Annotated in this window: 6 protein-coding genes; 3 read left to right on the top strand and 3 right to left on the bottom strand. The window is 64.0% G+C overall.

The annotated features are described in order from the left end of the window. Positions 1-178 precede the first annotated feature (178 nt). Positions 179-847 carry a response regulator transcription factor gene (locus ABIE56_RS19055; protein WP_429245382.1) on the bottom strand — a complete coding sequence of 223 codons (669 nt, stop codon included), beginning with the start codon at positions 845-847 and terminating at the stop codon, positions 179-181. Then, the gene (acs, locus tag ABIE56_RS19060) at positions 844-2,784 is read right to left on the bottom strand and encodes an acetate--CoA ligase (RefSeq protein WP_429245383.1); all 1,941 of its coding nucleotides are present in this window, start codon (positions 2,782-2,784) and stop codon (positions 844-846) included. Before acs ends, ABIE56_RS19055 begins: the two co-directional genes overlap by 4 nt. A 172-nt stretch (positions 2,785-2,956) precedes the next feature. Here acs and ABIE56_RS19065 point away from each other — a divergent pair, with 172 nt between their 5' ends. Both ABIE56_RS19065 and ABIE56_RS19070 read left to right on the top strand, forming a co-directional pair. Then, on the top strand, positions 2,957-4,432 hold the full coding sequence (locus ABIE56_RS19065; protein ID WP_429245384.1) for a hypothetical protein: 1,476 nt from the start codon (positions 2,957-2,959) through the stop codon (positions 4,430-4,432). Positions 4,433-4,445: 13 nt separating this feature from the next. Continuing rightward, on the top strand, positions 4,446-6,110 hold the full coding sequence (locus ABIE56_RS19070; protein WP_429245385.1) for an MFS transporter: 1,665 nt from the start codon (positions 4,446-4,448) through the stop codon (positions 6,108-6,110). Positions 6,111-6,227: 117 nt separating this feature from the next. On the opposite strand, the gene ABIE56_RS19075 is transcribed toward ABIE56_RS19070, so the two are convergent. After that, complete coding sequence (locus ABIE56_RS19075; RefSeq protein ID WP_429245386.1) at positions 6,228-11,564, bottom strand: autotransporter-associated beta strand repeat-containing protein; 5,337 nt, start codon at positions 11,562-11,564, stop codon at positions 6,228-6,230. Between the two features lie 373 nt (positions 11,565-11,937). Between ABIE56_RS19075 and ABIE56_RS19080 the strand changes: the two genes are divergently transcribed. Then, the gene (locus ABIE56_RS19080) at positions 11,938-13,020 is read left to right on the top strand and encodes a PA0069 family radical SAM protein (RefSeq protein ID WP_429245387.1); all 1,083 of its coding nucleotides are present in this window, start codon (positions 11,938-11,940) and stop codon (positions 13,018-13,020) included. Positions 13,021-13,377 lie beyond the last annotated feature (357 nt).

Here is a 13,377-nt window from a genome sequence, read left to right on the forward strand (position 1 = left end):
GCGCGGCCACCCCCCCGGGGCCGGGGTGGGGGTGCTGGGTGTGTGTTTGGGGGGGGGGGGGGGGGGGGGCGGGGGGCGCCCCGGGCCCCCCGCCCCCCCCCCCCCCCCCCCCCCCCCCCACCCCCCCCCCCCCCGCCCCGCCCCCCCCCCCCCCCCCCCCCCCCCGCTCCTACAGGGGTTACTCTTCTTCGGATACGCCGGGGATAGCTTCTTTCTCAACATCCAGATGCGATGCGGCAAGCGCAACTTGCGTGCGGTTGGAGACACCAAGCTTGCGCATGATCGCGGTCATGTGGGCCTTGACCGTGGCTTCGGACACGCCAAGGTCATACGCAATCTGTTTGTTGAGCAAACCTTCCGCGATCATGTTGAGTACGCGGAACTGCTGCGGCGTGAGCGATGCGACGCGCGCGGCGACATCGGCTTCATCCGGCTTGAGTTCCACCGTGCCGCCCATCAGTTGGTGTGGCAACCACACATCGCCATCGAGCACGGTACGAACCGCCTGCACGATGTCATCTACGGCGGCCGACTTCGGGATGTACGCCGAGGCGCCGTGCGCGAGTGCACGCCGTGCCACCTGCGCTTCCTCGTGGCCGGATACCACGATCGTAGGCAGCCCCGGATACTGCCCGCGGATGTGGGCGAGCGCGGAATACCCGCGCGCACCCGGCATGTGCAGGTCCATCAACAGCAGGTCGGCTTCCGGCATCGTTTCGATGAGCGCGAAAAGCGCAGGCACGCTATCGGCCGTATGCACGGTGGCATCCGGCAATGCCGCTATCACCGCACGCTGCAACGCGTCGCGGAATAGCGGGTGGTCATCGGCGATGAGGACGTCGCTCACTTGATCAGTCTTTCTTCCACGAGATTCTTCACCACGCCCGGATCCGCGAGCGTCGATACATCACCCAGCTGGTCCGGCGCGTTCTCCGCGATCTTGCGCAGGATGCGGCGCATGATCTTGCCCGAACGGGTTTTCGGCAGACCCGGCGCCCACTGCAGGTGATCGGGTGCCGCGATGGGACCGATCTCCTTGCGCACACCGGCGATCAGCTCCTTTTTCAGGTCTTCGCTGCCGGCTTCGCCGGCATTGAGGGTCACGAACGCGTAGATGCCCTGGCCCTTGATGTCGTGGTGGCAACCAACGACAGCGGCCTCCGCGACCTTCGGATGCGCGACCAGCGCGCTCTCCACTTCCGCGGTACCGATGCGGTGGCCGGAGACATTGATCACGTCATCGACGCGGCCGGTGATCCAGTAGTAGCCGTCTTCATCGCGGCGCGCACCGTCGCCGGTGAAGTAATTACCCGGGTAGGCCTTGAAGTAGGTATCAATGAAGCGCTGGTGATCGCCATATACCGTGCGCATCTGGCCTGGCCACGAATCGGTGATGACCAGGTTGCCGCTGCATGCACCCTCCTGCACCTTGCCTTCGGCATCGACGATGGCCGGCTTGATGCCGAAGAATGGCAGCGTGGCCGAACCCGGCTTCAGGTCGATCGCGCCCGGCAGCGGCGTGATCAGGAAGCCGCCGGTCTCGGTCTGCCACCAGGTATCGACAATGGGGCAGCGCTCTTCGCCCACCACGCGGTAATACCAGTTCCAGGCTTCAGGGTTGATCGGCTCACCCACGGTGCCCAGGATGCGCAGGCTCTTGCGCGAGGTCTTCTGCACGGGCGCATCGCCTTCGCGCATGAGTGCGCGGATCGCCGTCGGCGCCGTGTAGAACAGCGTGACCTTGTGCTTGTCGACCACCTGCCAGAAGCGGCTGAAGTCCGGGTAGTTGGGCACGCCATCGAACATGACCACCGTCGCGCCGTTGGCCAGCGGGCCGTACACCACATAGCTGTGGCCAGTGATCCAGCCCACGTCGGCCGTGCACCAGTAGATGTCATCTTCGCGCAGGTCGAAGGTGAGCTCATGGGTAAGGCTGGTGTAGACGAGATAGCCGCCACTGGTATGCAGCACGCCCTTGGGCAGGCCGGTGGAGCCCGAGGTGTACAGGGTGAACAGCGGGTCTTCCGCGTTCATCGGTTCGGCCGGGCAATCGGTGGATTGCCCCTCCATGAGGGTGTGGTACCAGCGGTCACGCGGCGACTGGAGGTTGATCGCGCCGCCGGTGCGGCGCACCACGATCACGGTTTCCACGCTGTTGGTGTTCGGGCGCGTCAGCGATTCATCGACATTCGCCTTCAACGGGATCTTCTTCCCGCCGCGGCACCCCTCGTCGGCCGTTACGATCAGCTTGGCCTTGGAATCCGCGATGCGGCTGGCCAGCGAATCCGGCGAGAAGCCGCCGAACACCACCGAGTGGATGGCGCCGATGCGGGCGCAGGCCAGCATGGCGACGGCCGCTTCCGGGATCATGGGCAGGTAGATGACCACGCGGTCGCCCTTCTCCACGCCCAGGTTCTTCAGCGTGTTGGCGAACTGGCACACCTCGGCGTGGAGCTGGCGGTAGGTCAGGGTGCGGGTTTCGTTGGGGTCATCGCCCTCGAAGATGATGGCGGTCTTGTCGCCACGCTTTTCCAGGTGACGGTCCAGGCAGTTGGCGGCCACGTTGACCTGGCCGTCCTCGAACCAGCGAATGTGCAGGTTCGCTGGGTCGTACGAGACGTTCTTGATCTTCGTGGGCGGGGTGATCCAGTCCAGCCGCTCGCTCATCGTCTTCCAGAAGCCCTCCGGATCCTGGACCGATTCCGCGTACATGCGCTGGTAATCGTCCTTGCGGACACGCGCCTTTTCGGCGAAGGCGGGATCAACCGGGTGGATCTCGGACATGCTGGCTCCTGCGTAACCATGGTTCGTGGGGCGTGGGCCCTGAGTGTAACGTCGCGGCGCAGCATCCGGATGCGGCGCACTTACGACTTTGGTCGAGGTTCGACCTTTGGCGAATGGATGCCGGGGCCCGGGTGCCACATGCTCGGCTCGCCAAGGGTTGGGGAGACCATTGATGAAGACCACGCATTCCGGTGGCCGTAAGGCCATCGCCTTCAGCGTTGCCTGTGCACTCATGCTGCCGCTCGCAGCCATGCCGCAGCTCGCACACGCCCAGTCGAAATCGAAGAAAACCACCAGCCGCGAAGCGCAGCTGGAGCAGCGCGTGAACCAGCTGGAACAGCAGCTGGCCGAGCTGAAGGCCATGATCCAGGAACAGAAGACGGCCACCACCGAGGCCACCACCACGGCCCAGGCCGCCCAGACCCAGTCGCAGGCGACGGAGGAAAAGGTAACCAAGGTCGAGAAGACCGTGGCCGCCGTGCCGGCCAAGCCCGCCTTCACCACCGGTACCACGCCAGGCGTCTCGCTGGCCCTGCACGGTTTCATCAACGTCAGCGGCTTCAAGCAGGATGGCAACTACCAGTACGGCAACGGCCAGAACGCCGAATACCCGCTACCCGGCGCCACCGGCAAGGCCAATTCGATCACGGGCGTGGATGTACGTAACACCCGCTTCTGGCTGGATTTCACCGGCGCGAAGTTCAACGAGAACTGGTCCGGCTCCGGCCGTATCGAGATGGACTTCTTCGGCGGGTTCAACGGCACCGGCGCCTACGCCGGTTCGCAGCCCGAACAGCGCCTGCGCCAGGCGTACATGGATATCAGCAACGCCGATTCCGGCACCACCTTCCGCATCGGCCAGATGTGGCAGCTGCTGTTCCCGCTGGATTATGTGCCGCAGTCGCTCTCGCACATCGCCTTCCCGCTGGGTTACGGCACCGGCCTGATCGGCTGGCGCTACCCCGGCATCGTGTGGATGCAGGACCTGAACAAGGGCTCGGAAGGCACCAAGTGGCGGTTTGACCTGGGCGCCTACGAAGGCAGCTGGAACGGCCCGGGTGCCACGACCAACTTCCTCACCGCAGGTAACGCCGGCTTCAAGCCGCAGATCCAGGCGCGCATCACTGCGAAGGGCAAGGACTGGCAGGCGTTCCTGGGCGCGCATTACAGCCGCGTCGACCTGCATGGCGTGGATGGCAACACCATTACCCCGATCAAGTCGAACATCAAGAGCACCGCCGTGGAACTGGGCGGTATGTGGACACCGGGCAGCTTCATCCTGAAGGGCGCGGTGTACACGGGTAACGCGATCGGCCAGATGTTCGGCGACCTGTCCCAGTTCGGCGACATCAAGGACAAGGGTGCCTGGTTGCAGGCCGGCTACAAGTTCGACAAGCACTGGACCCTGTTCGCCTTCGGCTCGGTCAGCAAGCCGGACAAGGACGATGTGCTGCGCTGGCGTGCCGCAAACACGGCCGGCCTGCTCAAGGGTACGCAGCAAGCGCTCAGCCTCCAGTACAGCACGGGGCCGTTCGATTTCAGTGGCGAGTGGATCCATTCCAAGATCAACTCCACCACCACCAATGGCCTCGGTCGCCAGGCGGATTCCGGCAACGAGTACACCCTCAACGCGATGTACAAGTTCTGACGGAGACCGCAGCATGGCCACCACCGCACACGGCATGCGTGCCGACGGCAACATCGGTACCAGCCACAAACGCGTGATCTTCGCGTCCAGCCTGGGCACCGTTTTCGAATGGTATGACTTCTATCTGTACGGCTCGCTGGCCGCCACCATCGGCAAGCAGTTCTTCACCGGCCTGAACGACACCAGCCAGTTCATCTTCGCGCTGCTGGCATTCGCTGCGGGCTTCGCGGTGCGCCCGTTCGGTGCGATCGTGTTCGGCCGCATCGGTGACCTGATCGGCCGCAAGTACACGTTCCTTGTCACCATCATCATCATGGGTACCTCCACGTTCCTTGTGGGCGTGTTGCCGGGGTACACCACGATAGGTGTGGCCGCGCCGGTATTGCTTATCCTGTTGCGATTGCTGCAAGGCCTCGCGTTGGGCGGTGAATACGGTGGCGCGGCAACCTACGTGGCCGAGCACGCACCCGATGGCAAGCGTGGCCTGTACACCAGCTTCATCCAGATCACCGCGACCTTCGGATTGTTCCTGTCGCTGCTGGTGATCCTGGGCACGCGTCTTGGCCTGGGTGCAGACACCTTTGATGCCTGGGGCTGGCGCATTCCGTTCCTGATCTCGGCCATTCTCGTCGGCGTGTCGGTGTACATCCGCATGCAGCTGCATGAATCGCCGGTGTTCCAGCAGATGAAGGCGGAAGGCAAGCACTCCAAGGCACCGCTCACCGAGGCGTTCGGCCAGTGGAAGAACCTGCGCCTGGTGATCCTTGCCCTGCTGGGTGCCACCGCCGGCCAGGCCGTGGTCTGGTACACGGGCCAGTTCTATTCGCTGTACTTCCTGACCCAGAGCCTGAAGATCGATGCCACGACGGCCAACCTGCTGATTGCCGCCGCACTGTTCATCGGCACGCCGTTCTTCGTGTTCTTCGGCTGGCTATCCGATCGTGTTGGCCGTAAGCCGGTGGTGCTCGCGGGTTGCCTGATCGCCGCGCTCACTATGTTCCCCATCTTCAAGGGCCTCACCCACTTCGGTAACCCGGCCATCGAAGCCGCCGCGGCCAACGCACCGGTCGTGGTTACTGCCGATCCGAACGCCTGCAGCTTCCAGTTCGATCCGGTGGGCAAGCACACCTTCACCAGCTCATGCGATGTAGCCAAGAGCGTGCTGGCCAAGAAGGGTATCCCGTACAGCAATGCGGCCGCGTCGCCGGGCACGTTGGCGACGGTGAAGATCGGTGATGAGGTCATCGAGTCGTTTGAAGGCACGGGCATGGACAAAGCCGCGTTCACGGCGGAGCAGAAGGCGTTCACCGGCAAGGTGGATGACCAGCTGAAGACCGCGGGCTACCCGGCCAAGGCGGATCCCTCGCAATCGAACTACCCGATGCTGGTGGTCCTTCTGGCGATCCTGGTGCTCTACGTGACCATGGTCTATGGACCGATCGCCGCGTGGCTGGTGGAGATGTTCCCCACCCGCATTCGCTACACGTCGATGAGCTTGCCGTACCACATTGGTAATGGGTGGTTTGGTGGGTTTGTGCCGACCATTGGTTTCATGCTCGTGGCGTACAAGGGGGATATCTACTACGGGCTTTGGTATCCGGTGGTGGTCGCCTTGATGACCTTTGTGGTTGGGTTGTTCTTTGTGCGCGAGACGAAGGATCTTCCGCTGGAGCATTGAGGTACAACCGATCGCGTGCAAGCACGCTCCTACAGGGAGCGACGCCGCAAAAAACACTTCACAAAAAAGGCCCGCCGGATGAACCGGCGGGCCTTTCTCATTCCACTTCGCTAGCGCTTAGAACGCGACGCGAACACCTGCCGTCACGCCATACGCCGAGCGACCCGAACCTTCTTCAGCGGTGAGGCCGCCGTAGAGGTACGTGCTCTTCGCCAGACGCATCGTGCCGTTGGCATTCACCTGCACGAAGCCACGGCCAACACCCGGTGCGGCCGTGTCGAAGCGCTGGCCGGCCATCGTGTTGTTCACGGTCGGGTCGAGCAGGTTGCCGGTATCGGCACCCACGGCGACACCGGCACGCCAGGTCAGCGTGGTGGCCAGCGGATCGGCCGCCTTCGAACCGAGCGTCACGCCCGCGAGGACGCGCGTGCCGGTTTCGGAGAGCTTATCGAGCGACAGCGCGGCGACCGAGGTACCGCGTTCGGCCGATGCATCACGCTCCACCTTCTGCCACACCGCGCTCACGTACGGCTCGATGCGGTTGCCCGAGGCCGTCTGCATGGGCATGCGCAGGGTCGCGCTGGCCATGGTGTCCTTGCCCGAGGTACGCGTATCCAGCGAACCACCACCCATCGGATCGGCGCGGCGCGTCGACCAGTCGGTGGTGCCACGTGCGGCCATGCCATCGAGCACGAAGCCACCCAGCGCCTGCTGGGCGTACACGATGCCGGAGTTGCCACGGATCGAACCGGAGCCACCGTGGGCGATCACGTTCGTGTCGTGGTGCGTCGCAGCCACACCGATCACCGTGCCATTGGCGGCGTAGAGATCCACACCGGCCGTCGTGCGGTCGGTGCCGGTCTCGAAGCCGCTGCCCTGGCCATCGGCGATGGAACGGTTGCCATCGCGGGTGACGTTGGCCCACGCGTTGTGTGCCGTGTCGGCCGACTGCACATCGGTGCCGAGGTGGTCGCTGACATCGCGCTGCATACCGAGGCCTGCATTGCGTGCCGCTGCCGCTTCATCGGCATGCACTTCACCCGAAAGGCTGCTCACCATCGTGCCGACCTTGTCCGCGCCGAGCGAGGACACGGCGTACAGCAGGGTGCTCTGTGCGGCCGTAGCGGTGCCGGCATCCTGTGCGACCACGGCGCCATCCAGCGCACCTGCGGCGGCCAGACCGTTGCGCTTGGCCGAGGCACCGAGCAGCTGTGCATACGACACCGGGGTGACGCGCAGATCGATGCTGTGGCCGCCATCGACGCCGTAGAACGCGAGGAAGCGCGTATTCGCGGCGAGGCCGGCGGTCGGCTGCGTGATCGAGGTGAAGTAGCCAGTCACGCCACCTTCCGCGGTAACGATGCGGTACGTGGTACCCAGCGCCGCCGTGTAGGTGTTGCTCGCATCACCCGTGATGCCGCGCAGGGTCGGAGCCAGCGTGCCGTTGGCGACAAATTGGTTGCCGGCGCCGGTAACGAGCACACGCGAGTAGTTGCCCGCGCCATTGCCGGTGCCCAGGCCGTCGATATCGACCTGCAGCGTGGCGCCGGCCTGCATCGTCACGGTGCCCGCCACCGTGAGCGTGCCCGGCGAGTTACCGGCGGCAAGCGTACCTTCCACGTTCACCGGGCCGCTGATGTGGCCAGTGCCGCGCAGCGTACCGGCGGCATCCACCTGCACGAAGGCGCTGTTCAGGTCGCCGTTGGCGCTCAGGATGCCATCCTGCACGCAGGTACCGCTGCCCAGGTTGGCCGAGCCGGTGAGGCTCAGCTTGCCCTTGCCCGACTTCACGAAGCAGGCATCGCCTGCGGCTGCGGCCAGGTTGCCGGAGAGCACAGTGGTGGTGCCCGCATCCACGTTCACGCCCGAGTTGCCGCTGATGATCACCTGCTGGCCCGTGCCGAGCGTCGCCACGGTCTGCAGCGTGCCACCCTGAAGCAGGATCTGGCCGGTACCGAGCGACGAACCGGAATCGATGCGGATAACGCCGCCGTCGATCAGGGTGCCACCGGTGAAGGTGTTGTTACCGCTGACGATCAGCGTGCCGCCACCCAGCTTCACCAGGCCGCCGCTACCGCTCATGTCGCCCTGCTGGTTAAGCGTCACGCCATCCAGCGTGTTGATGCTGGCGCCGTTCGCACCAATCACGATGTCGCGGTCGGTGGTCATCGTCTTGGTGACGGTGAGGTTGCCGCCGTTGATCGCGATGTTGTTCGACGCCGCACCGAGGTTGGCATCGGACGAGATCTGCAGCGTACCGCCGTTGATCGTATTGCCGCCGGTGTAGGTGTTGTTGCCACCCAGGATCAGGGTGCCGTCGTTCACCGTGGTGCCGCCGCTGTGCGAGGCGACGCCATCGATCTCGAGCGTACCTTCACCGTTCTTCACCAGCCCGGACACGCCGCTGACGTTGCCGGTCGCCGTGACCTTGGTCGACGCGTCGGTATCGAACGTACCCGTGCCGTCAAGGGTGATGCTGCGCGCGGTGGTGAAGCTGCCCGTGGTGTGCAGCGTACCGCCCATCAGGTCGATACCGTTCGATGCATCACCCAGGTTCGCATCCGAACCGACCTGCAGCGTGCCGTTGCCGATGTAGTTGCCACCGGTGTAGGTATTGTTACCGGTGAGCACCATGGTGCCGTTCACGACATAGGTACCGCCCGTCTGCGATGCCACGCCGTCCACTTCGAGGGTACCCGCGCCGCCCTGGGCGAGTACGCCGCTGCCGGACACCGTACCGGAGGTGACCATACGGGTGCCTGCATCGGCGGCGATCAGGCCATTACCATCAAGCACGAGGTCACGGGTGGAATTCACGTCGCCCGTGGTGTGCAGGATGCCACCGTTGAAGACGATGTTGCCGTCGCTGCCGAGATTGTTGTCGTTGGCGATCTGCAGGGTGCCGCTATTGATCCACGTATCGCCGGTGTAGCTGTTGGCGTGGTCAAGCACCAGCGTGCCGTTGCCGCTCTTCACGACCGGGCCGACGCCAAGAATCTCGCCGCTGCTGGTGGTCGTCGTGTTGCTATCCACATCGAACGTCATGCCGCCGAGCACGGCGACCTGCTTGCTGGTATCGACATCGCCCGTGCTGTGCAGCGTACCGCCGGAAACGATGAGGCCGTTGCCCAGCGCGGAGCCCAGGGCATTGCCGCTGTTCACTTCAAGGGTCGTGCCGCCGTTGATCACGGTCGAACCCATGTAGCCGTTGTTACCGTTGAGCACGAGGGTGCCATCGTTCACGACGACGCCACCGGTCTGGTTCGCGTCGCCATCGATGCGCAGCGTGCCTTCGCCATTCTTGTAGATGGTGCCGTCGCCGGTGACATCGCCGGTGGTGGCGAAGGTCGTGCCGATATCGGTGGTGAACTGGCCGCCGTCGGCGGAGAGCGCGACATTGCGCGCCGAATCCACATCGCCCGTGGTGTGCAGCGTGCCGCCATTCAGGGTAATGCTGCCCGAGGCAGCACCCAGGTTCCCATCGTTGGCGACCTGCACCGTGCCACCATTGGCGACCGTCGTACCGCCCGCGTAGGTGTTGCTGCCGGCGAGTACGAGCGTACCCATGCCCGCCTGGTAGACGCTACCCGTGCCATCTACCGTGCCACCCAGCGTGAGCGTTTCGCCAGCGTCGTTGACGAAGACGCCACCGGTGCCATCGACATGCACATCGCGCGACGTCGACATCGTATCGGTGGTGTACAGGGCACCGCCGTTAAGTGTCAGGTCGCCCGACGGATTACCGAGGTTGGTGTCGCTCGAAATCTGCAGGCCCGCGCCGGAGTTGACCACCGTGCCGCCGGTGTAGGTGTTCGCCGTGGAGCTAAGCACCAGGGTGCCGCCATCGACGATGGTCTTGCCGTCCTGCGTCAGTGCGCCGGACTGGTCCAGGATGCCCGAGCCACCCTTGATGAAGTCACCGGTACCGGCGACGGTACCCGCGTTGTCGAGGGTGGTGTTCGCGGCGGTATCGATCGTGCCCGAGCCCACGACATCGATGGCGCGGGTCGACGACATGTCGGCCGTCGTCGCCAGGGTGCCATCGTTCAGGGTGAGGCCGCCCGTGCCGAGCGCGCCATCGTTGGAGATCGCGACGGTGCCGCCGTTGCTGACGCTCGTGCCACCGGTATAGGTGTTCGTGCCGGTGAGCACTTCGGTACCACCGCTAACATTCACACCGCCGGTGCCATCAATGGTGCCGCTGAACGTATCGTGCGCGTCGGTCAGGTTGAGGTCGTTGCCGCCCAGGAGCACGCTGCCGTTACCCGCGAGCGAGGTGCCCGTCGTGTCATGGGTGGCTGCGGAGGTGTCGAGCGTCGCACCCGTATCGACGGTGATATCGCCCGTGCCGATGGAGCCGGCGCCGTCCAGGGCAAGCGTGCCGCTGTTGACGGTGGTGTTGCCGGTGTAGGTGTTGGCCTGGTCGATCGTGACCGTGCCGGTACCCGCCTTCACGACATCACCGGTGCCGCTGATGGTGCCGTCGAACGTGCCGTCGGTGTCCTGGTTGAAGGCAACGGTGCCGCTGTTGTCGATGACGCCCACGAGGCTGCCGGTATCGCCCTGCAGCGTGCCCTGGTTGACATCGATGCCACCGGTAAGCGTGGTCGGGCCGGTGAGGGTCAGCGTGCCGTCGCCGGTCTTGGTCAGCGTGCCGTTGCCGTCTAGGCCACCGGTGAAGGTCACATCGCCGTTGGTCGTGTCGACCGTGCCGCCGCCGCTGCGCACGGTCACGTCCTGATCCTTCGTCACGTCAGTGGTCGGCTTGAAGATGCCGTCGTTGAACAGGATGGAGTACTCGTAGTTGAGCTCCGGATCGACCTCGGTATACGTGTTGCCGCCGATCATCGGCACGCCGTTCAGATCGGCGCCGGTGATGGTCAGCGTGTTCGTCAGTACGGGCGCCCACGGGCTCCACGACACCGAAGGGTTCGCGATAGGCACGTACGTATACGTGTACGTGCCGGGCAACAGGTCGCTGAACGAGACGCCCTGCCAGGTCTGGACGGGGCCTTCGCCGGTCTCGTTATCGGGCGTGAGCGTGCTGCCATTGATGGAGTCGGCGTAGAAGTTGTTGACGCCATCCTCGAGTCCGTCAGGCGTCGACGTGGCGCGCTGGCTGAAATCGACCAGTTCGCTGTACCCGTTCGGGCCGGTCAGCTGGAACTGGCCTTCGAAGCCCGTTGCCTCGGTCGGCGCATGGTACGTGCCGTACCAGAACGTGAGGTTGCCGCTGCCGTTGTTGGTGTAGCCCACCGAGATCGTGTGGGCGCTCGCGAACGGGACACCGCACAACGCGATCGCGGCACCCAGTGCAACGCGCTTCAGCGTGGTCGATGCGAAAGAACCGCCAGCGGCGGAACGGCCGCCCTTGGCGGCGGCGCGAGCGTGCTCGGAAACGACAACAAGCTGGCCGATCGTCTTGTTCCAGACGATGCGAAAAATTCTATTCATGGGAAATGCAAAGTCCTGTCAGTGGTGGGCGCCCCCCTGTCGATCGCTCTGGTCCTCCCTGATCGATGACAGCTGCCCTTGGTCGGGAGCGGGGGCGTATCAGCAAGTTGCGTGCCACACCTTGTGAAGATTGCGTTACAACTGCTTAGGCAGTGGCCGCCGTGGCAGCGGGTGACGAGGCAGGTCGTTATGTGACGCAGTTCACATTCGTGGTGACCGAATATGAGTAGGAATTTTCGGCAATAGGTGAAGGAATAGCCGAATCTCAGCCCTCGGAACCGCTGATAGTTCGTGATTGGCATCAAAATTCGAACGACTGAAGCCCTTTCGGCAGGTCGCGTGTCCTGAGATTCGGATGGTGTACATTTGTACGATGAGCCAGCCGATCCCCATGATCCGCCCACATAAGGGCCGCGGTGCCGCCTCCAATCCGGAGGGCCGGTTCGAATCCACCCGGTACCAGGCCGAAGACGACGGCTGGCACCGCGAGGAAGATGATCGCCGCCCCGCTACCACCGTGAGCCAGGAAGTCGCCCGTAGCGTCGTGTCACGAAATGACTCGCCCGATGTAGGCTTCGATCAGGCGATCAACCCTTACCGGGGTTGCGAGCACGGCTGCATCTACTGCTACGCCCGCCCCTCACATGGCTACCTCAACCTCTCGGCCGGCCTGGACTTCGAGACGAAGCTGTTCGCCAAGACCAACCTCGCCGACATCCTCCGCGACGAGCTGGCCAAGAAGAACTACACCTGCAAGCCGATCAACATCGGCAGCAATACCGATCCCTACCAGCCGATCGAAAAGAGCTGGCGCCTTACCCGCGCCGCGCTGGCGCTGCTGAACGAGTGCAACCACCCGTGCACCATCGTCACCAAGAACGCGCTGATCGAACGCGACATCGATATCCTCGCGCCGATGGCCGAGCGCAACCTGGTGCAGGTGTTCATCTCGATCAACTCGCTGGATAACAAATTGGCATCCAAGCTGGAGCCGCGTGCGTCAGCGCCGCATCGGCGGTTGCAGGCGGTGAAGACGTTGCACGATGCAGGGGTTCCGGTGGGCGTGCTCGTCGCGCCGATCATTCCGGCGCTTAATGAGAAGGATGTCGAGGGCATCATCGAACGAGCTGCGGCGAACGGCGCGAACTCGATTGGGTACACGTGCATTCGCTTGCCGCACGAATTGAAGCAGCTATTTCGCGAATGGCTGGATGTGCACTACCCCGAGAAGGCCGCGCACATCATCAGCCTCATCCAACAGATGAATGGTGGGAAGGACTACGACAGCAACTTTGCGACGCGTATGCGCGGGCAGGGTGTGTTTGCGGACATCATCAGGAAGCGGGTGCAGGTGGCTTCGAGGAAGGCGGGGCTACACCGGGCTTGGGATACCGTTCTGGATACGTCGAAGTTTGTGCCGCCGCGGATTCATTCGCCGCAGGGGGAGTTGTTCTGAGACATAGGACCGGATAGGGCACTGTCCTCTGGGTCACCGCGCCCACGGCCCATTTGACTTCCTGGCGCTTACCCCGCTACGGCCCTGGCATATAAGCGCTCTCGATCGGATCCGGCGTTTCCGAGGGGGGGCGAATCCCCCCCTTCTCAACCGCATGATGACCCTGTGCCACGGTGCGTCGCATTTCATAGTAGGTCGTATTCTGAGATAAGCGATAGAAAGACAGGAGCCCTCTAAGAACTGAAGAACGGCCTGCATGACGCGATGTCACACTACGGCGCCGGCCTAGTGCCTTACTACATCATGTTCTTCGGCTGTAGTGCGTTGAACGCGGAACGGATACTGTCGCGTGCCTCA

Origin of the sequence: Luteibacter sp. 621, from assembly GCF_050435445.1 — a bacterium.
Taxonomy (GTDB): Bacteria; Pseudomonadota; Gammaproteobacteria; order Xanthomonadales; family Rhodanobacteraceae; genus Luteibacter.